The 23,515-nt window shown below is 39.1% G+C and carries 25 protein-coding genes; 19 read left to right on the plus strand and 6 right to left on the minus strand.

Features of this window, described 5'->3' with window-relative positions:
* Positions 1-46 precede the first annotated feature (46 nt).
* Positions 47-943 (minus strand): LysR family transcriptional regulator, encoded by an 897-nt coding sequence (locus tag CC204_RS16300; protein WP_088271134.1) that lies wholly within the window; start codon positions 941-943, stop codon positions 47-49.
* 167 nt (positions 944-1,110) lie between these two features.
* Between CC204_RS16300 and CC204_RS16305 the strand changes: the two genes are divergently transcribed.
* Genes CC204_RS16305 through CC204_RS16330 form a run of 6 tightly spaced genes read left to right on the plus strand, consistent with a single transcriptional unit; the run spans position 1,111 to position 6,589 of the window.
* Entirely contained in the window at positions 1,111-1,797 is a 687-nt protein-coding gene (locus CC204_RS16305; protein WP_088271135.1) for a 3-oxoacid CoA-transferase subunit A, read from the plus strand.
* Positions 1,781-2,422: a 3-oxoacid CoA-transferase subunit B gene (locus CC204_RS21840; protein ID WP_088271136.1), complete on the plus strand. Its 642-nt coding sequence runs from the start codon at positions 1,781-1,783 to the stop codon at positions 2,420-2,422. Before CC204_RS16305 ends, CC204_RS21840 begins: the two co-directional genes overlap by 17 nt.
* A gap of 13 nt (positions 2,423-2,435) precedes the next feature.
* A complete protein-coding gene (locus tag CC204_RS16315; RefSeq protein WP_088271137.1) occupies positions 2,436-3,626 on the plus strand; it encodes an acetyl-CoA C-acetyltransferase in 1,191 nt (396 codons plus the stop codon).
* Positions 3,626-4,942 (plus strand): GntP family permease, encoded by a 1,317-nt coding sequence (locus tag CC204_RS16320; protein WP_088271138.1) that lies wholly within the window; start codon positions 3,626-3,628, stop codon positions 4,940-4,942. Before CC204_RS16315 ends, CC204_RS16320 begins: the two co-directional genes overlap by 1 nt.
* 30 nt (positions 4,943-4,972) lie before the next feature.
* Positions 4,973-5,743, plus strand: a complete 771-nt coding sequence (locus tag CC204_RS16325; protein ID WP_088271139.1) for a cyclase family protein — start codon at positions 4,973-4,975, stop codon at positions 5,741-5,743.
* 15 nt (positions 5,744-5,758) lie between these two features.
* The gene (locus CC204_RS16330) at positions 5,759-6,589 is read left to right on the plus strand and encodes a beta-keto acid cleavage family enzyme (RefSeq protein ID WP_227011182.1); all 831 of its coding nucleotides are present in this window, start codon (positions 5,759-5,761) and stop codon (positions 6,587-6,589) included.
* Between the two features lie 328 nt (positions 6,590-6,917).
* On the opposite strand, the gene CC204_RS16335 is transcribed toward CC204_RS16330, so the two are convergent.
* Positions 6,918-7,229 (minus strand): ArsR/SmtB family transcription factor, encoded by a 312-nt coding sequence (locus CC204_RS16335; RefSeq protein ID WP_088271141.1) that lies wholly within the window; start codon positions 7,227-7,229, stop codon positions 6,918-6,920.
* A gap of 102 nt (positions 7,230-7,331) precedes the next feature.
* Here CC204_RS16335 and CC204_RS16340 point away from each other — a divergent pair, with 102 nt between their 5' ends.
* The 7 genes from CC204_RS16340 (at position 7,332) to CC204_RS16370 (ending at position 13,132) form a co-directional block, all read left to right on the plus strand.
* Positions 7,332-7,970 carry a nitroreductase family protein gene (locus CC204_RS16340; RefSeq protein WP_088271142.1) on the plus strand — a complete coding sequence of 213 codons (639 nt, stop codon included), beginning with the start codon at positions 7,332-7,334 and terminating at the stop codon, positions 7,968-7,970.
* Positions 7,971-7,982: 12 nt separating this feature from the next.
* Entirely contained in the window at positions 7,983-8,348 is a 366-nt protein-coding gene (locus tag CC204_RS16345; RefSeq protein WP_087642169.1) for a DUF1304 domain-containing protein, read from the plus strand.
* 165 nt (positions 8,349-8,513) lie between these two features.
* On the plus strand, positions 8,514-9,110 hold the full coding sequence (locus tag CC204_RS16350; RefSeq protein WP_088271143.1) for a nitroreductase family protein: 597 nt from the start codon (positions 8,514-8,516) through the stop codon (positions 9,108-9,110).
* Positions 9,111-9,148: 38 nt separating this feature from the next.
* A complete protein-coding gene (locus CC204_RS16355; protein ID WP_088271144.1) occupies positions 9,149-9,997 on the plus strand; it encodes a VOC family protein in 849 nt (282 codons plus the stop codon).
* A 176-nt stretch (positions 9,998-10,173) separates the two neighbouring features.
* Positions 10,174-10,836, plus strand: coding sequence for an ABC transporter ATP-binding protein (locus CC204_RS16360; protein ID WP_162288363.1), 663 nt, complete (start codon positions 10,174-10,176; stop codon positions 10,834-10,836).
* Positions 10,817-11,575, plus strand: a complete 759-nt coding sequence (locus CC204_RS16365) for an ABC transporter permease (protein WP_088271145.1) — start codon at positions 10,817-10,819, stop codon at positions 11,573-11,575. Before CC204_RS16360 ends, CC204_RS16365 begins: the two co-directional genes overlap by 20 nt.
* A 159-nt stretch (positions 11,576-11,734) precedes the next feature.
* Positions 11,735-13,132, plus strand: a complete 1,398-nt coding sequence (locus tag CC204_RS16370; protein ID WP_088271146.1) for a glycoside hydrolase family 1 protein — start codon at positions 11,735-11,737, stop codon at positions 13,130-13,132.
* 48 nt (positions 13,133-13,180) lie between these two features.
* On the opposite strand, the gene CC204_RS16375 is transcribed toward CC204_RS16370, so the two are convergent.
* Positions 13,181-13,903, minus strand: coding sequence for a GntR family transcriptional regulator (locus tag CC204_RS16375; RefSeq protein WP_088271147.1), 723 nt, complete (start codon positions 13,901-13,903; stop codon positions 13,181-13,183).
* Positions 13,904-14,146: 243 nt separating this feature from the next.
* Here CC204_RS16375 and CC204_RS16380 point away from each other — a divergent pair, with 243 nt between their 5' ends.
* Complete coding sequence (locus tag CC204_RS16380) at positions 14,147-15,664, plus strand: zinc ABC transporter substrate-binding protein AdcA (RefSeq protein WP_088271148.1); 1,518 nt, start codon at positions 14,147-14,149, stop codon at positions 15,662-15,664.
* Between the two features lie 239 nt (positions 15,665-15,903).
* Here the strand turns inward: CC204_RS16380 and celB are convergent, their stop codons facing one another.
* From celB to CC204_RS16395, 3 genes are all read right to left on the minus strand, one after another.
* A complete protein-coding gene (gene celB / locus CC204_RS16385) occupies positions 15,904-17,166 on the minus strand; it encodes a PTS cellobiose transporter subunit IIC (protein WP_088271149.1) in 1,263 nt (420 codons plus the stop codon).
* Positions 17,167-17,342: 176 nt separating this feature from the next.
* Positions 17,343-18,161 (minus strand): TPM domain-containing protein, encoded by an 819-nt coding sequence (locus tag CC204_RS16390; protein WP_088271150.1) that lies wholly within the window; start codon positions 18,159-18,161, stop codon positions 17,343-17,345.
* Positions 18,162-18,167: 6 nt separating this feature from the next.
* On the minus strand, positions 18,168-18,767 hold the full coding sequence (locus CC204_RS16395) for a LemA family protein (RefSeq protein WP_088271151.1): 600 nt from the start codon (positions 18,765-18,767) through the stop codon (positions 18,168-18,170).
* A 343-nt stretch (positions 18,768-19,110) separates the two neighbouring features.
* Here CC204_RS16395 and CC204_RS16400 point away from each other — a divergent pair, with 343 nt between their 5' ends.
* From CC204_RS16400 to CC204_RS16420, 5 genes are all read left to right on the plus strand, one after another.
* A complete protein-coding gene (locus CC204_RS16400; RefSeq protein ID WP_088271152.1) occupies positions 19,111-19,998 on the plus strand; it encodes an SDR family oxidoreductase in 888 nt (295 codons plus the stop codon).
* An 18-nt stretch (positions 19,999-20,016) separates the two neighbouring features.
* A complete protein-coding gene (locus CC204_RS16405; RefSeq protein WP_088271153.1) occupies positions 20,017-20,448 on the plus strand; it encodes a DUF2188 domain-containing protein in 432 nt (143 codons plus the stop codon).
* Between the two features lie 48 nt (positions 20,449-20,496).
* Positions 20,497-20,940, plus strand: coding sequence for a hypothetical protein (locus CC204_RS16410; RefSeq protein WP_088271154.1), 444 nt, complete (start codon positions 20,497-20,499; stop codon positions 20,938-20,940).
* A 203-nt stretch (positions 20,941-21,143) separates the two neighbouring features.
* Entirely contained in the window at positions 21,144-23,195 is a 2,052-nt protein-coding gene (locus CC204_RS16415) for a BglG family transcription antiterminator (RefSeq protein ID WP_088271155.1), read from the plus strand.
* Complete coding sequence (locus CC204_RS16420; RefSeq protein WP_088271156.1) at positions 23,192-23,473, plus strand: PTS sugar transporter subunit IIB; 282 nt, start codon at positions 23,192-23,194, stop codon at positions 23,471-23,473. The genes CC204_RS16415 and CC204_RS16420 overlap by 4 nt, the downstream gene beginning before the upstream one ends.
* Positions 23,474-23,515: the final 42 nt, after the last annotated feature.

The raw sequence follows: 23,515 nt of genomic DNA on the forward strand, positions 1-23,515 counted from the left end.
GAAACCGTTCCTGCTGATAGCTTAAGACAGAGCCCAGGCTCTTTTTTTAAGGAGTTGGATTAGCAAAGTGCTCGAGTATACTTTTTAAAACAAACTTTTCCACATTTAAATAGTTCTTCTTTTTAGGACGACAAACAGTGACCTTCCAAGAAAGCGGATTTTGAATGCGGACTGCTTTATAATCGCGTTCCTGAATAAAATCCTTGACTGGCGCGGGTAAAATGGTCAAAAACGCTGTATTAAAGGTCATCTTCAATAGTAAATCCCAAGCACCAGACTGAATTTTTATCATCGGTTTTAAGTTCAGCTTATCAAAATAACTCATGACCAAATGATGGATCATAAAAGTATCGTTGAATAATGCCAACGGCTCCTTTGCCAATTGTTCCCAAGTGATCCATTCTTTTTTAGCGTAGGCATTGTTGATGCTCATAAATGCATACAGCTCATCTTCCACCAGTGTATGTTCCTCAATATTCACTAATTCTGTCGGCTGTAGTAAAATAGCCAAATCAATTTCATTGACTAACAACATTTTTTTAAGTTCATACGCACCTTCTTCGACAATATTTATTCTTATTTCTGGGTGTTCTAGGATAAACTGAGATAAAAAATTCGCAAAAACCAGAGAAAGAATCAATGGTGGGATTCCGATCGTGATACTGCCAGTCAAAAACTGATTTTTTTCCTCGAGCTGTTTCATCATTTCTTCGTAAGAAGCAATCACTTCAATTGCTTGTTCGTAAAATGTTTCACCAACAGCGGTTAAAGCGGAGAGTTTTCCCTGTTTGCGTATAAACAACTCAATATTTTCTTCCTCTTCAAATGTTTTGATCATCTTACTCAATGCTGGTTGAGAAAGGTGCATTTTTTTTGCCGCAGCAGATAAATTATTATCGGAATCAACGATCGTCACAAAATATTTTAATTGCTTGATATCCAAATGATTCCCCTCCTTTAGTAAATATTTCTTCCTATAAACTATTCTATACCTATAACTTTAACATATAGGTCTTATGAAAATAAAGTCTTAGACGAAAAAAATAAGCATTGATATTATTAGTATATAAGGAAATGCAACCGTTTTAATCATAAGTGGTGGAGGATGTTATGAAAAGGATAGATAAAAAAGAATTAATGAATTTAATTCATACAGGAGAGACGGTCATGATTGGCGGCTTCATGTCAGTTGGGATTCCTGAGACAGCGATTCAGGTACTTGCTCAAAGTGAAGTGGAAAACTTGACGATCATCAGTAATGACACAGGTGTCTCTGTTGGAGAGGATAAAAGTAGATTAGGGATCGGTCGTCTGTTGTTAGAACATAAGGTGCGAAAAGTTATTGCATCACATATTGGGATGAATGCTGAAACAGGGCGCCAGATGATCAATGAAGAAATCGAGGTAGAGCTGGTTCCCCAGGGAACGCTGGCAGAAAAAATCCATGCCGGTGGTGCCGGCTTGGGCGGCTTTTTGACACCAACTGGGCTTGGGACAGTAGTTGCTCAGGGAAAAGAAATCCTCTCGATTGCTGATAAAGAGTATCTTCTAGAAACACCATTGATAGCAGATGTTGCCCTTATTAAGGCACATAAGGCTGATACTTTAGGCAATCTTGTTTATCAAAAAGCCGCTCGGAATTTCAATCCGGTTATGGCGCTGGCTGCGAAAACGGTGATCGTTGAAGTGGATGAGCTGGTAGAAGCAGGAGCGCTTGATCCAGAAGAAATCGTGACACCATTTGTGGTTGTCGATAAAATTTTGGTGAAGGAGAAAAGCGATGCAGTTGAAAGATAAAATCACAAGACGAGTAGCGAAAGAATTAAAAGATGGGGATGTTGTCAATTTAGGAATCGGCATGCCGACATTGGTGGCAAATTATATCGATCCGACGATCACAGTTTTTTTACAGTCTGAAAATGGCGTTGTCGGCATCGATAAACCGCTAGAACAGCAAATCGATCCGACGTTAGTCAATGCCGGCGGCGCACCAGCTGGAATCATCAAAGGCGGCGCATTTATCGATAGTTTGACTTCCTTTTCTCTGATCCGAGGCGGACATATCGATATCACTGTTTTAGGCGGTTTGCAAGTGGATCAAAAAGGTAATTTGGCAAATTGGATGATTCCTGGCAAATTAGTTCCCGGTATGGGAGGAGCAATGGATCTTGTCGCTGGAGCAAAAAAAGTGATCATTGCGATGGAACATATGACTAAAAAAAAGGAACCTAAAATTTTAAAGGAATGCACATTGCCGTTAACGGCAAGTGGCGCCGTTTCAATGATCGTGACAGAATTAGCAGTATTTGAATTTATTGAAAATCGATTAACGCTTATCGAAATTTGTGAAGGAAGTAATTTAGAAGAAATCAAAGCAGCAACAGAAGCTGAATTTGATATTCTTCCAGAATTGTTAAGCTAAAGGAGAGAGCAATATGAAAGAAGTAGTGGTTGTATCAGCAATGAGAACGCCGATCGGAACGTTTGGTGGCACTTTAGCATCGTTTTCCGCCGTTGATTTGGGAGTGAAAGCTGTTGAGGGTCTTATTGCCAAAACCGATTTACCCAAAGAGATGATCGAAGAAGTCATCATTGGAAATGTCCTGTCTGCTGGAAAAGGTCAAAATATTGCAAGACAAATTGCAGTAAACGCAGGTCTGCCATTTTCAGTCCCAGCCTCAACTGTGGGCAATGTTTGCGGATCTGGTATGAAAGCTGTGATCAACGGAGCACAGGCAATTTTGTGTGGCGATCGCGATGTTGTTTTGGTTGGCGGTACGGAAAGTATGAGTCAGGCTGGATATGTTTCGGCTGATAGTCGTTGGGGTATGAGAATGGGACATAGTCAGCTGACGGATACGATTTTATCTGATGGCTTGACGGATGCTTTTTCTGGCATTCATATGGGAATCACAGCAGAGAATCTAGCGGAGCGATTCAATATCAGCCGTGAAGAGCAGGATGCTTTTGCACTGAATAGTCAGAGGAAAGCGTTACAGGCGATCGAAAATCATTTATTTGATGAACAAATCGTCCCAATCACGATCCAGCAAAAGAAGAAACCTTCTTTTGACATGACGACAGATGAAGGACCGCGTGCAGGGTTATCCCTTGAAAAGTTAGGCAGCTTGAAGGCAGTTTTCAAAGAAGCAGGAACAGTTACAGCCGGTAACGCTTCTGGGATCAATGATGGTGCGGCAATGATGATATTAATGAGTAAAGAAAAAGCTGAGGAGCTTGGTATATCTTATATGGCAACGATCAAAAGCTATGCATTTGAAGGAGTGGCTCCTGATATTATGGGTTACGGGCCCGTTGTTTCAACGAGAAAGGCTCTTGAGAAAGCGGACATGCAGGTCGAAGATCTTGATTTAGTAGAATCAAATGAAGCTTTTGCGGCACAATCGCTTACCGTTTCTGCTGAACTTGGCCTAGATTTAGACAAGACAAATATCTACGGCGGAGCTATTGCCTTAGGTCATCCGATCGGCGCTTCTGGTGCTCGGATTTTAACGACCTTATTATATGGCTTAGAAGCTACTAAAGCTAAAACTGGCTTAGCTACATTGTGTGTCGGCGGCGGTATGGGTGTATCAGTAATTGTTGAACGGAAGGAGTCTAACTAATGGAAATTTTAGCGATTGTAGGAGTTATTTTTGCAACTGGACTGATCATCTATTTATCACTGAAAGGAATCAATATTCTAGTGATTTCGCCACTTTGTGCGCTGCTTGTCATGCTGACCAATCAGATGCCGATTTTAGATAGTTTGTTAAAAGGTCCTAATTCGTATATGGGTGGACTGTCAGGCTTTGTATCATCGTTCTTTATCATCTTTTTGCTAGGCTCGGTCTTAGCAAAATACATTGAAGAAAGCGGTGCAGCAAACTCGATTGCTAATGGTATTTTAAAACTGACAGGAACGGAAAAACCTTACTCTGTTTTAGTCGCGATTTTTCTAATGAGTCTTTTATTGACTTATGGTGGTGTCAGCTTGTTCGTTGTCTTATTTGCGGTTGTCCCTCTAGCGAGAAATTTGTTTGAAAAATTGAACATTCCTTGGCGATTGATCATTACGCCTTATTTTTTAGGAGTTGCAACAGTGACGATGACGATGATGCCGGGAACACCAGCTATTCAAAATGTTATTCCTACAATGACCTTGGGCACGACATTGACAGCTGCCCCGCTGCTTGGGATCGTTGCTTCGATCGTGGTGACGATCTGGGGTTTATGGTGCATGAAAAGAGAGCTTAAAACAGCCTTGAACAATGGTGAAACGTTCGATCAAAAGTATGCTAAAAAAGAAGATGTCAAAGAAGCAGGAAAACAGCCGAGCTTAATCGTGAGTCTGCTTCCTTTGGTGACCTTGATCATTATTATCTTCGTTGGCAGCTTTTTAAAAGTCAGCAATATCATCATTCCTGCGTTGACTGTCTCGATCGTTCTTTCAGCAATCGTGTTGCATCCTTATATTGAAAGTCATAAACAAGTGCTGAACTTAGGAGCGACAGGAGCGATTTCGCCAACGATTTTTTCTGCTTCGGCAGTTGGCTTCGGTTCAGTCGTTGCTTCAGCAGCAGGCTTTCAAACGATTTTAGCGGGAATTCAAAGTATTCCAGGAAATCCATTGATCAGTTTATCGATTTTGACAGGAGCGATGGCAGGTGTGACTGGTTCATCTTCTGGTGCACTAGGAATCGTGATGAACAATTTTGTTCAGCCTTACGTCGATATGGGGATTGATCCGGCTGTGATCCATCGAATGTCAGCGATTGCTTCTGGCGTATTGACCTGTTTACCACAATGTGGAGCACTTTTATCCATGTATGCTTTAACAGGATTGACACATAAGGAAACATACAAAAATTTATTCATTTCTGTTGTAGTAGGTAGTTTTATTGCGTTTATAGCAGCCTTGCTTTTAGCTGTTTTATTTTAAAGAGAATACATTATTTAGGAGGAAAGAACTATGAAATTTGTCGACTTGAGTACAACGATTGAGAGTGGTTTGCCGTCTGATCCTGTTGGAATGATCCCGGAGATCAAGTATAAAGATCACAAGGACAGTATCGAGTATATGTTAAGCTTTTTTGGAACGGCTACGCCTGAAGATTTACCAGACGGTTTAGCTTGGGCTTTGGAAGATGTGACATTGACTACTCATGCAGGCACACATTTAGATGCACCATATCATTATCATCCAACAATGAATAACGGTGAACGTGCATGGACGATCGATGAGGTACCGTTAGAGTGGTGTTATGGCGACGGTGTAGTCGTTGATTTTACACATAAACCAGATGGTTCGGCTGCGACGATCGAAGATTTTGAAAAAGAGTTTAAACGTTTGGACTATACTTTGAAACCAGGCGATATCGTGTTGGTAAATACAGGAGCCTCTAAAAAATGGGGGTCGATCGAGTATCTATCAGCTGGTTGCGGAATGGGCAGAGAGGTCACGTTATGGCTGATCAATCAAGGCATTCATGTGATGGGAACAGATGCGTGGAGCTGGGATCGCCCGCTGAAAATCGTCGGTAAAGAGTTTGATGAAACGGGTGACAAGAGTATTATTTGGGAAGGACATTTTGCTGGGATCGAAAAAGCGTATTGTCATATCGAAAAATTGGCAAATCTGGATCAAGTCCCTGCGACAGGTTTTAAATTCAGTTGTTTCCCTGTAAAATTAAAAGCAGCAAGCGGCGGCTGGATTAGAGCTGTTGCTATGATCGACGAATAGAAAGGTTTGAGAAAAGTGAACAATAAAGTAATTATTACGGTTGCGACGACAGGCGGGTATACAACAAAAGAGCATAATCCCAATGTCCCTTTAACACCAGTTGAGATCGCTGATGAGGTTTACAAATGTTATCAAGCAGGTGCGGCGATCGCTCATATCCATGTGAGAGATGAAGCTGGAAATCCAACGATGGATTTCGAGAAATTTAAAGAAACTGTAGCATTGATCCGAGCGAAATGTGATATCGTCATCAATATCACAACCTCTGGCGGTACAGGATTCAATGATGAGGAACGGATGAAGCCTTTCGTTGAGTTGTTACCAGAAATTGCCAGCTATGATTGCGGTACAATGAATTGGCAGCATACGACAGTATTTGAAAACAATCCTATGTTTTTAGAAAAATTAGGTAAAAAAATGCAGGAAGTCAATGTCAAACCAGAGATCGAAGTCTTTGATCCAGGAATGCTGTATAACGCATTATACTATGCTAAAAAAGGGATTTTAAAAGAGCCGTTACATTTTCAATTCGTATTAGGAGCGCCAGGTGGTATTGCGGCAACGGTTGAAAATTTAGTCTATCTAAAAAGCTTACTTCCAGAAAATGCGACATGGAGCGCTTTTGGAATCGGTAAAGAAAGCACGCCTATCCTGATGACGACATTGGCGCTTGGCGGTCATGTTCGTGTTGGAATGGAGGACAATAGCTATCTGTTTAAAGGTCAGTTGGCCGAATCGAACGTTGATTTTGTCGAACGGTCAAAAACCTTGATCAAAGAATTAGGGAAAGAACCAGCGACACCGGAAGAAGCGAGAGCTATCCTAGGACTTACGAAAAAAGTATAGCCAGAAGAGGCTGAGACAAAAGTGTTTAGCTCCGAGAACCAAGTAGGTACTGTGCAAGACTGTTTATCTGCGACGAGTCTTTGACGAGAAAGCATCAACTCATTCTTCGTTGTGTTTTACAGCAATTTCAGCTTATTTCCGAAGCCTTCAAATTTTAGTGCTTTAGCACTTAGAATGTTGCTAGCTTGACTTTGTTCTTTGAACAATAGTGAAACTGTATGCGTTAGCTGATGTGATCGAAGCGTATCGTAGCAGCTGCTTTTTTCTCGCCGTTTATTCAAATTTAGAGAGCGAAACAAAACTGATTTTTAGTTTTGTTTCGCTCTCTTTAACCGTTCTGTTTTTTTGCTCTATGGCGAATAAGTTCAATCAAACCAGGTAATTCTTGTTCAATATAAGTCTGATTCAATGCATATTTTTTAGTGGTGCCTACTTTGTTTTCACAAATCAACTGGGCATCTTTCAACAATTTTACATGATGGGAAAGTGTAGATTTGACAATATTGTACGTTTCCGAGGTAATTCGTTTCTCGCCATCCATCAGTAAACAAGTCAAAATATTCAAGCGGATCGGATCACTAACGGCCTGAAGAGCGAGTAAAACAGGGTCATTTTTATTAGAATCATATTTATTATTCATAGCATGAGTATATCACAAACGTTCTACTTTACATATTACTTAGACCATGCTATATTTTTGTAGTTCGATTGTTTTCGAACTAAAAATGAAATGAGGGATATTATGTCAAACACATATAAAGAAAATGACTTTTCAACGATTTTAAAAGGCAGAAGATCTGTTCGTAACTATGATCCAACTGTTAAAATCAGCAAAGAAGAAATGGAGCAAATCATCAATGATACTGTTACAGCACCATCGTCGATCAACATGCAGCCGTGGCGTTTTGTTGTAGTGAGCAGTGATGAAGGGAAAGAAACCTTGGCTCCATTAGTTCATTTCAATAAACTGCAAAATGAAACATCAGCGGCAATGGTCGTGATTTTTGGTGACCTGGATAATTTTGCACAGGCAGAAAAAATTTATGGTACAGCGGTTGAACAAAATCTGATGCCTCAAGATGTCAAAGAACGACAACTAGAAATGTTTAGTCCGTTGATGGAAAAAATGCCTTTGGATGTGAAAAAAGAAACGGTTTTGATCGATGGTTCATTAGCTGCTATGAATTTGATGCTTGTGGCGCGTGCGTATGGCTATGATACGAATCCGATCGGCGGCTTTGACCGTGAAAAAATCACTGAAGCATTAAAGTTGGACCCAGAACAATACTATCCTATAATGATCGTATCGATCGGAAAAGCCAAAGAAGCAGGCTATCCTTCTTATCGTTTACCAGCAGAAGATATTACTTTTTGGAGATAGGAGAAACCTACAATGCAGATGATTCCTTTAGTTTTAGCAGTGATTGTTGCACTTGAACATTATTACATTTTGTATTTAGAGATGTTTCAGACAACGTCAACAAAAGCGCAACAGGCCTTTGGTCTAGATAAAGAATTTTTATCAGATGAACGCGTACAGACCTTATTTAAGAATCAAGGATTGTATAATGGCTTTTTAGCGACGGGTATTTTATGGGGCGCATTTTTCGCGTCCAATTCTTGGGCAGTCGTAACCTTTTTTATTAGCTGTGTAGTGGTGGCAGCTGTATATGGCGGACTTACCTCGTCAAAATCAATTCTTTTAAAACAAGGTGTGCCGGCAATTATTACGTTAGTGACGTTGATTATATTTAGATAGAAAAGACAAAAAGCTTGCAACAAGGATCGTATGGTTGCAGGCTTTTCTTTTCATTTTTAAAAAAACTTATAAAAAGTAAGTCAAAAAGCTTTACTTACTTTTGGTAAGTATGTATACTATGTAAGTAATCTAAAAACTATTTGAAATCGAAAAGGAGAAATACCCATGACAGAATTTATTCAAGCATTAAAAAAACGCCGTTCAATCTACGCTTTAGGAACAAATGTAACAAAATCAAATGAAGAAATTGAAGCTTTAGTAAAAGAAGTAGTAAGAGAAAGTCCATCTTCATTCAACTCACAAACACAACGTGTTGTTTTCTTATTCGGAGATGCACATAAAAAATTATGGTCAATCACTGAAGAAGCATTGAAACCTCTAACACCAGCAGAAGCTTTCCCAAATACTCAAGCAAAATTACAAAGCTTTGCAGCAGGTAAAGGAACGATTTTATTCTTCGAAGATCAAGACGTAGTGAAATCTTTACAAGAGCAATTTGAATTATATGCAGAAAACTTCCCTGTTTGGTCAGAACAAGCAAGTGGTTTAACTCAAGCGAACGTTTGGACTGCATTAGCACAAGAAAACATTGGTGCAAACCTACAACATTATAACCCAGTAATCGATGAAGCTGTTGCTAAAGAATGGTCAATCCCAAGCAACTGGAAATTAAGAGGACAATTAGTCTTCGGTTCAATCGAAGAAGCGGCTGGCTCAAAAGAATATATGGAAGATAGCGCTCGCTTTAAAACATTCGGTTAAAAGAAAATAGGTCATGCTGGAAGAAAGAAGGGATCACGATGTTTCAATTACCTGCTGAAACATATCCAAGTCAAGTTGTTTTAAAAGTAAAAAATCTAGAGAAAATGGTTGCGTTTTATACTGAGATCGTTGGACTGATGCTTGTTAAGTCAGAAGCACAAATGGCTTTTCTAAGTGCACAGGGAACGCCTGAAAAAATTATTTTAGTATTAAAACAACTACCGGAACCTCAAAAAGAGATGAATACGGCAGGGTTGTATCACATCGCCTTCTTGCTTCCGACGAGAAAAGATCTAGGCAACACGTTACTGTGGTTGCTGCAAAATAATATCGAAATCGGTGCTGGCGAGCATGGCTATAGCGAAGCACTCTATTTCTCAGATCCAGAAGGAAATGGAATCGAAATTTATCGCGATCGTCCAATGGAAGACTGGGATATCAGAGAAAACGGTGAAATTGTCGGTATAACAGAAGAACTTGATGCAGATGGGATTATCTCAGAGGCTGATAGAACTTGGCTAGGTCTGCCTTCAGGCTCGAAAATCGGGCATATCCATTTAAGTGTCTCTGACATAGAAGAGTCAGGCATGTTTATGGAGAAAATCGGTTTTTCGCTAAAATACAATTTTGGGCGTCAGGCGAAGTTTTTCGCCGCTGGCAATTACCATCATCATATTGGGATGAACGTCTGGGAGAGCCGTAATCTGCCGAAAATGCAGCCGGAGCAATTTGGTTTAGAATCCTATGCGTTCATATTGCCGAACAAAGAAGCTTCCGATCAATTGCAAAAGCACTTGCAGGAAGAAGCGGTTTCGTATGAAGTGAAGGAAAATACTGTGACTGTTTCAGATCCAAATGGGACAGCATTGATATTCACGTATAAGTAAGCTCATTTCAAAAACTAAGTAAAAACAGGACAACGAACCATACTCTATGAGTGATCAAAGAGTGTGTCTCGTTGTCTTGTTTTTTGCTTTAAGTTAAATTTACTATTGAGTCAGGATAAACTGAAAGGTAAGATAGAAGATGACAAGAGTAGAAATAGGATTGGAGTGTAGAAAAAGTGAACCCGATTTTAGCAACAGAATCTCTTTTTTATGAAGCTGACCAACAAATGATTCTTCAGGATATCACGATCACAATCGACTCAGCAAGTCATGTGACGATCACTGGACCTTCCGGCAGTGGAAAAAGTACCTTATTAAAACTATTAGCATCGTTACTAACGCCGACAAAAGGGAAAATTATGTTTGAAGGAACCGATAGCTTGGCTGTACCAGTGGAAGAATATCGGATGGCCGTTTCTTATTGTTTTCAACAGCCATCATTGTTTGGTGATACGGTAAAGGATAATTTTTTATTTCCTTATCAAATTCGCAAGAAATCATTTGATGACCAGCATGCGATAGAGCTTTTGGATGATATGCAGTTGAAACCAGATTATTTGAATAAACCGATCAACGAATTATCGGGAGGCGAAAAACAACGTGTGGCCTTGATTCGAAATGTCCTCTTTTTACCTAAGGTTCTATTGCTTGATGAAGTTACTGCGGGGCTTGATCAACAAAGCAAAGAGATCGTCAATCAATGGTTAGCGGCATTAAATCGCGAGAAAAAAGTGACGTTGATCCGAGTGACCCATGATACTCAAGAAATTGCGGGTGCACAAAAGCTGATTCAATTAAAAGACAGGCAGGTGATAGCTGATGAATCTCGCAGTAAATAATTTATCGCTGACATTAGCGGCAGTGCTTGTGCTTGTTTCGATCGTTATTAGCTACAAAGAAAAACTTGGATTTACCAAAGATATTTTAATCAGTGTGTTTCGAGCAATCATCCAGCTAGTGCTTGTCGGTTATTTACTTAAATATATTTTTCAAGTCAATAATGTTTTTTTGACGTTGGCAATGACCGCAATTATTATTATAAATGCTTCTTTAAATGCGAAAAAGCGTAATAACCAGTTGGAAAATGGCTTTTTGATCTCGTTCATTGCAATTGCTGCCAGTACGATCATAACGATCGGTGTCTTGATTTTATCTGGTGCGATCCGTTTTATTCCTTCTCAAATCGTACCGATCAGCGGCATGATCGCCAGTAACTCGATGATTGCGATCGGGTTGTGTTATAGAAGCTTAGATCGACTTTTTCATGATCAAAGACAAGCCGTTTTAGAAAAGCTTGCACTAGGTGCTTCGATCAAATTAGCATCTATTACGATCGTCAAAGAAAGTATCCGTACGGGGATGGCACCGACGATCGATTCAGCTAAAACAGTGGGAATCGTTAGTTTACCTGGAATGATGTCAGGTTTGATTTTTGCCGGAGTCGATCCAGTACATGCGATCAAATATCAAATCATGGTAACCTTTATGCTGCTATCTGCAACAAGTATTGGTTCAGTGATTGCAACTTATCTGGCGTATAAAGAGTATTATAATGAGCGAAAACAATTGATCGTTTAAATAGGACATGGATTTTTGAGTGTGAAGCAAATGTTTTTATACAGATGCTCCACACTTTTTTTGAATGACTTTTAATTTAAAAGTCTAGACATTTACGGGTTTTCCCTTTATAATATAACTGAACGATCGATTAATTATCTAAGGAAAGCAGGTAAATTCATGGTAAAAACATTTAAAGATGACTTTTGGTGGGGCGCAGCAACATCTGGGCCTCAAAGTGAAGGAAGATTCAATAAAAAACATGCTAACATGTTTGACCACTGGTATGAAATTGAACCGCAAGATTTCTATGATCAAGTAGGACCAGATGTCACTTCAAATTTCTATAATAGCTTTAAAGAAGATATCGCATTGATGAAAAAAATCGGATTGAATAGTGTGCGGACGTCGATCCAGTGGACTCGTTTGATCGATGATTTTGAAACAGGAAGTGTTGATGAAGATGCTGTCCGTTTTTACAATGAAGTCATCGATGAATTTATCGCGGCGGGGATTCGTCCCGTGATGAATCTACATCATTTTGATTTACCTGTAGAGCTTTTTCATAAATACGGCGGTTGGGAATCAAAACATGTCGTTGATCTATATGTTAAATTTGCTGAAAAATGTTTTGAATTATTCGGTGATCGTGTGAAGGACTGGTTCACCCATAACGAACCAATCGTAGTAGTAGAAGGTGAATACCTATATCAATTCCATTATCCAAAAATCGTTGATGGTAAAAAAGCAGTCCAAGTGGCGTATAATTTAAATTTAGCTTCTGCAAAAGCGGTTCAAGCATTTAGAAAAATGGGTCTTCAAAACGACGGAGGAAGAATCGGGATCATTCTGAATCTAACACCGACGTATCCAAGGTCAGAAAGTGCGGAAGATTTAGCAGCAGCTAATATTGCAGAGTTGTTTAATAATCGGATGTTTTTAGATACCGCAGTTCTTGGAGAATTTCCGGAAGAATTGGTTGAACTGTTGCGAAAAGATGGCGTTCTATGGGAAAGTACACCAGAAGAGTTAGCACTCATCAAAGAAAATACGATCGATGTGCTAGGGGTTAATTTCTATCATCCAAATCGGGTCAAAGCTCCAGATGTTGCATCAAATAGTGTTGGTGCTTGGTTGCCAAATCGCTATTTTGATGAATACAATATGCCTGGACGTCGCATGAATATCGACCGCGGTTGGGAAATTTATCCGAAAGCATTGTATGATATCGCGATCAATATTCGGGATAACTATAATAATATTCCTTGGTTTGTCTCTGAAAATGGGATGGGGATTTCAGGCGAAGAACGTTTTATGGATGAATCAGGCGTTGTTCAAGATGGTTACCGAATCGACTTTATCCGTGAGCATTTAGAATGGGTTCATCAAGGAATCGAAGAAGGATCAAATTGTTTTGGCTATCATTTATGGACGCCGATCGATTGTTGGTCATGGGCAAATGCCTATAAAAACCGCTATGGTTTTATTTCTACAAACATCCATACACAAATCAAAACCATCAAAAAATCAGGTCATTGGTTTAAACAAGTTGCTGAAACAAACAGCTTAAGCGATTAAAGAATAAAAGCGTAATGAGAAAATACTAGCATTTTCTCATTACGCTTTTTAATTATAATCTACATTTAAAATAGAATACCCACGCTGATCATATCGATTTCGACTGCAAGAGAACTCGATCGGTCGTCCATTTTTTAGATAAACGACTTGCTGTACTTCAAGAACTGGATCGTCTATTTTACAATTCAAATAATTTTGGTCATACTCATCAGATTTGCTGGCCTGAATATTTCGATAAGCCCCGGCAAAGTTTAAGGATAATTCTTTCTTAACATAAGTGTAGATCGATTTTTTTAAGATATCTGTTGTTAAGCCAGGAACTAAGTCACATGGCATATAAGTATGTTCTAAAATAAATGGTTCGTTTTCAAGAATACGTAAACGGATGATTTTATAGACAGGCTGTTCAGCAGAAATCGCTAAACGTTCTTGTACTTCTTTGGTTGGAAATTCAACTTCAAATAGAATCACACGACTTTTGAGGTCTTTATGGCGTTCATCCATCTGCTTACTCAGACCACCGTATTCATTTGCAGGAGAAGTGTCTTTATCCCAAAATGAGCGATTCAATACTTTCGTTCCAGAACCTCTTTGAGAATACAGCAAGCCCTCCATCACTAAAATACCGATGGCTTTTTTGACAGTCATACGACTGACATTGAACTCCTTGACTAAATCTGTTTGATTCGGTAAAAGAGTGTCCGCTTCGTAGACATTATTTTTGATTCTTTCGCGTATTGTATCTGCAATTTCTTCATATTTTGGTTTCATTATTTTCACGACCTCCTAACTTGTATTGTACCCGATTATCAATGTATAGACAATTGTAATAAAATGAAACTAAATCGATTTGTTTGAATGATGTGCAAAAAAAATTATATAAATCCTTGACAATAAAAACATGAATTGCTATAGTATCGAATGTCTAAATCGTAATTATTACGTTTTGGTTTGCGCAAATCGAAATAAGACAAAAAAGCAAAAGCATTCATTCTAGAATTAAGGGGAAAATAAATGAAAAAAAAGCTAAAAACAATCATTTGGAGCGTCCTTTTTTTAGTAGGGATTTTAACGGCATGTACGACTCCTAACGTTCAAGATAAAACTGAGAACAAGGATAAGGAGCTTACGATCGTAACTTCTTTTTATCCTATGTATGAATTTACAAGAAATATCGTTGGCGCTGCTGGAGACGTTTCGCTGATGATTCCAGCAGGAACAGAGGCACATGATTATGAACCCTCCGCCAAAGAAATTGCTAAGCTACAAGATGCCGATGCGTTTATTTATCTTAGTGAGTACATGGAAACCTGGGTTCCAAAAACAGAGAAATCTTTAAAAAATGTCAATAGTATCAAAGCTACTGAAGGAATGCTCTTACTTCCGGGGACAGAAGATCATGAGCACGGAGCACAAGAAAGCCATGACGGACATTCTCACGATTATGATCCTCATATTTGGCTGAGTCCATATCGTGCAATCCAGGCAGTAGAAAAAATCAGAGATGGTTTGATTGAACAGTTTCCAGAACAAACGACTGTTTTTAATAAGAATGCTGCTGCATACATTTCAGAACTAACAGCCCTTCATCAAGACTTTGAAGAAAAGCTATCAGCAGCGAAACAGAAAAATTTTATCACTCAACATACAGCTTTTTCATACTTGGCACTGGATTATGGATTAAAACAATTACCGATTGCAGGGATTTCGCCGGATCAAGAACCACAGCCTTCAAGGCTAGCAGAATTAAAAAAAATAGTCGATGAAACAGGTATCAAATATATTTATTTTGAAGAAAATGCTAATGACCGTGTCGCAAAAACATTGGCGAGTGAAGCAAATGTAGACCTTCTCGTACTCAATCCGCTTGAGGGATTGACGCAAAAAGATATGGATGCGGGCAAAACCTACATCAGTGTAATGAAGGAAAATTTAAGCGCATTAACAAAGTCAACTGACACAACGCCTAAAAAGGAACTGACTGCTTCTGCTACAGAGAAAACGGTCTATAATGGCTATTTTGAAGATGAACAAGTGAAAGATCGTGAACTGTCAGACTATGCTGGGAACTGGCAATCTGTTTATCCCTATTTAGAAGAAGGAACCTTTGATCAGGTTTTTGATTATAAAGCAAAATTGACTCAAAAAATGTCTGCCTCAGAATACAAAGAGTATTATCGCAATGGCTACCAAACAGATGTAGATCAAATCGGCATTACTGAAAATACAATGACGTTTGTGGTAGGCAAGAAAGAATATAAAGCGAATTATACTTATGCTGGAAAGCAAATTTTGACCTATGAAGCAGGAAATCGCGGAGTACGCTTTCTATTTGAAACCACTGAAGATACACCTTACAAATATGTCCAATTTTCTGATCATGGAATAGCACCGAACAAAGCGGCACATTTCCATATCTATTTTGGCAATGACAGTCAAGAAAATCTGCTGGAGCAAATGGACAATTGGCCGACCTACTATCCTGAGACGATGACAGGATTTGAAATAGCACAAGAAATGCTAGCTCATTGAGCTTAACTATAAAATAGAAAAGTGAGAGCGAGACAAAACTAAATATCAGTTTTGTTTCGCTCTCTAAAAAGGAATAAACGGCAAGACAAAAGCAGCTAACACATACAGTTTCACTATTGTTCAAAGAACAAAGTGAAGCTAGCAACATTCTAAGTGCTAAAGCACTTAGAATGTTGCAGGCTTATTTCTCGGAGCTAAGCACTTTTGTCTCAGCTTCACTTTGTGATCATAGGAATAAATTAGCTTAATTTCTCTTTATCTAAAATACGTAGGAATGGATACCAGATAAGACCTACGAGAACCATATCGACTAATTGTAAGATACCTCCTAAAATAGAGTTTGTAGCAAGCATCCCGCTAAAGAAGATCGGTACAGTCCAAGGAACAGAAACCCCCGTTGGCGGTGGCACGATACCTGCTGCCATGATCAGATAGTTAAAGACTGTGACGATCAAAGGTGCAATGACCCATGGAATCAAAATCGTTGCATTCAATACGATCGGTAAGCCGAAAATAGCGGGTTCATTGACGTTGAAAATCCCAGGAGCTAAACTTAATCGTCCGATATCACGGTATTGTTTTTTCTTCATGATAAATGCCATGATCAATACAACCGCTAAAGTCATACCAGAACCTCCAAGTCCCACAGTGAAGGTCTCCATAAATGGTTTGGTAATGATATGAGGTAGATATTGTCCTGCTTTATATGCTTCTAAGTTATCTAACATCAATGTATTCCAAATCGGGTCCATCACAGAGTTGACGATGATTTGGCCATGTAAACCAAAGAACCATAAGAATTGAACGAAGAATAACGCGATCAATGTTGCTGGTAAGCTGCTGCCTAGACCAACAAGTGGTTTTTGGATGATTTCATACACAACATCATGAAGATTTGTATTAAATAGACCAGTCACAGCGGCATTTAGGAATAAGAAAACAGAAAGAGTTAAAATAGCCGGAATCAATGCGGCAAAAGATTTTGCAACTGCAGGCGGAACTCCATCTGGCATTTTGATTTGCCAGCCTTTTTTAGTGATCCGACAATAGATTTCAGCGGCTAAAAATGCTGCGATCATCCCAATAAACATACCTTTAGCGCCTAAACGGTCTAAAGATAACACACCAGAAACTTCGACACCTTCAGCGGTTGTCATCATAAAAGGCGTCAATAATAGGAAGCTTGCGAATGAAACCGCGCCTCCGAAAATACCTTCAACATCATAAGATTTTGATAAATAATAGCCAATACCGAATGTGACAAACACGGACATAATACTCATTGTGGCATTTTGTCCATTACCGAATAATGAAGATAAGGTACCTTTCGTGGCATCGCTGAAAAATGGTAAATTATTGATTACAACGATGATCGAACCAAACATTGTTAAAGGGAAAGACAGCATAAAAGCATCTCTAAGTACAGATAGGTAACGGTTTTGCCCGAGCTTATTAGCCAAAGGCATAATTTTTTCAGCAAGAGAATCCATAAAGCCATTCATGAAAATCACGATCCTTTATCATAAATTTGTAATCGATTACAAAAATAATATACCATCTTTAATTATAAATGTCTATACTTTTATGTTTTTAAATCTGGTTTTATTTTGAGAGTAAAAAAAATAGAGCAAACATTCAAATGTCTGCTCTATCTTTTATTCATTTTATACTCAACAGTCTAAATACTAGCACCGCCGCCGCCGGATGAACCACCACCGCCAGAGAAACCTCCTCCGCCGAAGCCGCCACCGCCTCTTGATGAACCGCCACCAAAGCCGCCGCCATAACCGCCACCGCCCCAATACCAAGGACCGCCGCGTCTACCGCGACCACCGCGTCCGCCGGAACCAAAGATCGCTACTAAGATGACGATCACTACGATCCCAAAAGAGAAAAAGTCAGGAATACCAGAATCATCCGCGGTTACTTGATCAAGTTCATCCTCTGACAGAGCATTTTCATCTGCTGGATAATCGTAATGCTTATCGATCAAAGTCGTAACGGCATTGAATGTATATTGTAATCCTTTGTTGATCGCAGCTGGATCGCTCGATTTTAAATCATCTTTTGCCTGTTGCAGAATATTTCCCGCAAGGCTGTCGGTGATCACATCTTCTAACCCATATCCCACTTCGATGCGGACATTTCGTTCGCCATCATTAACGGCGTAAAGAATCAAGATTCCATTGTTTTCTTTTTGATTACCGATTTTCCATTTTTGGAAAAGATCAGGCGCATAGCTATCGATGCTATCACCATCCGTTGAATCGATAACAGCTAAAACAACTTGGGGAGCTTCAGCTTTTTCCTTGTATACGGCTCCTTTTCGATCAACTAAGTTTTTTGTTGTTTCATTAAGGATACCAGGCTGATCTAAATAGAAATGACTAGGTGCTGCTGGCAGTTCTTCTGCAAAAGCCGGCAATTGAAAACCAGCAAAAATGGTGACAAGGAAAAGAATGACACTGATGAAAAGGCCTCGTCTGTTTTTATTCATTTAGTTTCACTTCCCGCTGGATGTGCTGGTTGAATCATCAAAGTTGACAGAAGGGACGCTGCTAGCTGTCGGATCTGCTTTAAAGTAATCTTTTTTGCCTAAGCCCATCATATTTGCAAAGATATTTTTAGGGAAGGAAACAACTTGTTCATTGTATTCTTTCACAACATCATTGTATCGTTTACGTTCAACTGAGATTCTGTTTTCAGTTCCTTCAAGCTGGGTCATCAATGTTTGGACATTGTCATTTGATTTTAATTCCGGATAGTTTTCATTGATGACATTGATCAATGTACCGACCGATTGATCTAACTCCTGGCTGGCTTTGATTTTGTCTGAATCATTGTTTGCTGAGCCGTATGCTTCACGTGCTTTAGCGATATCACCAAAGACTTTTTGCTCTTGCTGCATGCTGCCTTTAACGCTGTTGACTAAGTTAGGGACTAGGTCGGCACGACGCTGCATCACGTTTTCCACCTGACTCCACTGTGATTCTACAGATTGTTCTTTTTTAGCTAAGCCGTTATATTGACTGACACCGAATACCCCTAATAAAATGACACCAATCAAAACGATCAAGCCGATTTTCGATTTACTGTTCTTCATAAAAAATTCCTCCTCAAATTTAGCATTCATCAATACTTATTTTGTAAAAAGCCTATAGGATTCATTCATCAAATAATCATCGGATGTTCAACGAAAGGATCCCTATTAAAGTATAGTGTAATGATATTGTAATATTTATGAAATGTTTTGACATCCATCCTAAGACCTATTTTTATTGTAACATCTCTATCCCTCATTATACGAAGTTCTTTTATATAAACCAAAGAATGTGATTTTTTTAATGAAAATCATATGATTTGTGAAGGTTGCTTTTTTGTATTAGGCTAAATATAGAAGGAAATCTCAATGTTCACTGTTCACAAAAAAATTAGGAGGAATCAGTATGACGAAGAAAATTGAAAATCCGCTCACGAAATTCTATGATGGGAAATTTGAGAAGCAAGTTCAAGAAGCACCGGCATTACAGCAAAAAATGACTCCTATTCCTGATTGTGGGGAAGAATCTTATCACGGGTCTGGGAAACTTACAGGCCGTAAAGCATTGATCACAGGCGGAGATTCTGGTATCGGTCGTGCAGCAGCAATTGCTTACGCGAGAGAAGGTGCGGATGTTGCTATCAACTATCTGCCTTTTGAAGAAGATGATGCGCAGCAAGTAAAACAATTGATCGAAGCAGAAGGACGCAAAGCAGTGTTGCTTCCTGGAGATTTAAAAGAAGAAGATTTTACACGAAAATTGATTCATGATGCTGCTAAGGAACTGGATGGTTTAGATATTTTAGTTTTGAATGCTGGAATGCAACAAGCAGTTGAATCGATCAAGGATCTATCGACACAACAAATCATCGATACCTATACAACGAATATCATTTCAATGTACTGGGCTGTCCAAGAAGCATTGGATTATCTGCCAAAGGGAGCGAGTATTATCACCACTACCTCTATCCAAAGTGCAGAACCTAGTGCACATTTGCTTGATTATGCAGCGACGAAAGGCGCGATCACTTCATTCAGTAAAGGACTGTCTGCGCAATTGGCCGCATCTGGTATTCGTGTCAATACTGTCGCACCAGGTCCGATTTGGACGGCATTACAGATTTGCGGAGGACAGCCGCAAGAGAAAATTCCGGAATTTGGTCAAAATGAGTTGCTTCAAAGAGCAGGGCAGCCAGCTGAATTAGCTGCTGTATATGTCTTTTTAGCCTCTGACGAAGCTAGCTATGTCACCGGACAAGTGTATGCCATTACTGGCGGAAGCTTTTTTGCATAAGAAAGGGGGAGCTGACTTATGCCTTGGGATCTAAATGATTATCCAGCGTCATTCAAACATTTTGAACCGCTCCTTAAGAAAAAAGCCATCGATATTGTCAATGCGCTTGTGAGTGAAGGGTATCCCGAAAGTGATGCTATTCCGATTGCTATTTCTCAAGCAAAAAAATGGTATGCTGAAGCGTCTGAGTCGGAGAAAACAGCATTTAAGCACGCTGCTGATCCGCAAAAAAACGATAAACACCCAAACAAAATCAATACGGATTTTTTGGACAATGATGTATTAGTTTATTATGAAAATGATCGCTGGTATGTTCAAACAAAAAACGCCAAAAAAGCAGCAGATTCCTTTGACACAAAAGAGCAGGCAGTAAAAAGAGCGAAAGAAATTGCAGAAAATAAAAACGCTCACGTTATAACCTATAAAAAAGGTGAAACACCGGATAAATAATCAGCTCTTTGCTTGTTGAAAGGCGTAAATAGGAAAGGTGGTTGAGACGTGGAAAAGAAAGCTGGATCATTGTCAGGAAACTGGCTGATAAAAGGAACGACCTTTCCTTTGTGGCTGTCAGGAAAACGTCAGCAGCCGATGATTTCTTACAAGCTTTTATCAGTCGATCCGCTCGTTTTTTTAGATACAGTCTGCTATAAAAACCAGCAGGGGAAAAGTAAAACGATTATTGGAAAAGATACTTGGAAGCAAAATACATTTATCTGGCGCGGTAGGGGAATCTTAAAAGTATTGAGCAGCCGCTGGTCGATCTTGGCTTTGACAGAAACGATTTTGGTGATCAAATTTGAACGGTCCTTTTTGACACCGGCAGGAATCGATGTGCTGGTAAAAGAATCGGCTCAAATAAACGAGGTTAAGCAAGTGATCGCCGATTCACCGCAACAGTATGGTCTTGATTTGGATGAGGTCAGGCGTTTAGTCTGGCTTTAGCGGATCAAAAATTCATTAAAATCACTACCCATTCAATTTTACAAACAAAATAGCTATGGAATCAATTTTTTGTTGACTTCCATAGCTATTTTGTTATTTTTTTAGTTAAGTCCAATTCTTTTAAAAAATAAAAAATAGATTAGACCCAAGACTTCTTTCGTTTGTAGCGTTTACATTATATAGTGAAAACAGGAGGAACACATATGATTGATTATCGAATGAGTTATCTTATCGCAATGCCGGCCGGAGTGGGTTACTCCATTCAAGAAATCAATGAAAAGACAGGTTTGACAACAGAAGTAGTCATCGATCAGCTAGGCAAGATCAATGAATTTTTACAGGAGAATTCTTATCGACCAATGGTTTGGCAAAAGGATCGTGTTTATTTTTCGGATCAGCTGACAGAGCTGTGGTTGGAAATACAATTTGGCAAACATGAGTGGGATATTTATTATTCAGAGCAGGAAAGACAAGCGCTATTATATCTTTTAACGTTTTTAGAAAAAGAAGATTTATCCGTTTTTCATTATCAAGATTTTTTTCAGGTAAGTAAAAATACGATTTTGTCAGATATCAAAAAACTGCGGGAGATACTTTCGAAAAATCACATCACATTGAACTATTCAAGAAAACACGGGTTTCATTTGGTTGGTCAGGAAAATCAGCTTCGCCTCAAAGCGCATGAGATGATCACGAAAATCGTTGGAACACAAGCAGGAAAATGGGGCTTGAAAAAAGGGCTACTAATGCAATCAAAAACAGTTGAAGCTGATGTTCGTTTCCATTTATTTGAAACGATCAAAAAATATGACTGGTCGATCGTACCTAGTCGAATCGAAGAAACAGTCTATTTTTTAGCCTATATATTATACCGACGCTCAAAGCAGCCTGTCTTAGTAGATGAGGAAAGTAAAAAATGGCTGAGCCAATTGATCGTATTTCGAGGCAGTCAGGATTTTTTAGCTCAGTTTCCGACACTTGAATATTCTAGTAATGAGGCGTTTTATTGTTCATTGATTTTGATGACCATCATTCAAGGTGAGGTTAGAGAAACGGCTTTAGAGTTTTTATTAGAATGTGCTAGTCAGATCATTCATGAAATGGAGCGTTTGGCGGCGATCGAATTTAAAGCGTACCGCAAGTTGTTGCTGGATCTTTTTTACCATTTAGTCCCTGCCTTTTTTAGGATCAAGTATCATTTTTCGTTATCCAATGTGTTGATCGAGGAGATCAAAGAACAATATGGTGAAATATTTGCTTTGACTAAGCGCGCGCTAATTCCTTTAGAAGTGCTGACAGGAGAAAAAATCCCAGATGAAGAAATTGGTTACTTTACCATTTTGTTTGGTGGAGAAATCGGCAATCAGCGGGAATTGAACCGGGTGATTCGATACAAAGCGCTCGTTTTATGCCCCAGCGGGATCAGTTCATCATTGATCATGCAGTCTGAATTGAAAGAATTGTTTCCGACGATCGATTTTAGTTTAACGACGACAGTTGATCAGCTGGAAACTATCTCTGAAACAGAGTATGACGTGATCTTTTCAAGTGTTCCGCTGACGATTCCTAAAAAGGTGTATTTAGTCAAACCGATCATGTCGCAATTAGAGAAAAACAATCTGATGAGGTGTGTGCAGGAAGATTTATTGATTCCTGGAATTGTCGTTCCTTCTGTGGATGAAATCATCGAAACACTCTTGCCATATGTGGAACTGAAAAAAGGCGTCACAAAAGAAAAAATTTATCGAATTTTAAATCGTAAAATGATCAAAAAATTGAAAGTGAAAGAAGATGAGAAACCAATGTTATCTGAGTTGCTGACCGAAGAGATGATCCAATTGACGGATAAAAAAATGAATTGGGAAGAAGCCATTACTTATGCGGCAGCCCCATTATTAAAACAAGAAAAAATAACCGATCATTATATAGAAGCAATGATCCAAAAGGTCAAAGACTATGGTGCCTTCATTCACATTGGCAAAGGGATTGCTTTGCCGCATGCCAGACCAGAAGATGGTGTCAAACAATTAGGGATGTCGTTGTTAAAAGTGAGTGAACCGATCGAGCTTTTAGACGATCCCAAACATGAAATCACGATTTTTATTTGTCTGGCAGCCATTGATAATGAGATGCATTTGAAAGCTTTAGCTAGTTTGACCAAGATACTTTCAAATAAAGACAATTTAGAAAAATTATTGGCTGCAACCGATCAACAAACGATCATGGCGCTATTAAAGGAAGGAGAATTATTATGAGAATGGCAGCGGTATGCGGATCAGGATTAGGATCTAGTTTTATGGTGGAAATGAACATCAACAGTGTGTTGAATGAACTGGGAGTAACAGGTGTTGAGGTCGCTCATTATGATATGGGAAGTGCTACACCTGATTTGGCAGATGTCTTCTTTGTAGCAGGAGATCTTGCAGATAGTGCCCAGCATTTGGGCAATGTCGTGGTGTTAGACAGTATTATCGATATGGATGAATTGCGGGAAAAGGTTAAAGCTGTTTGTGTTGAAAATGAACTGTTGTAATGATGATCAAAGAACATAGGAGCATTTTGAGGAAAAGAAAGT

The organism is Enterococcus wangshanyuanii (assembly GCF_002197645.1).
Classification (GTDB): domain Bacteria; phylum Bacillota; class Bacilli; order Lactobacillales; family Enterococcaceae; genus Enterococcus_L; species Enterococcus_L wangshanyuanii.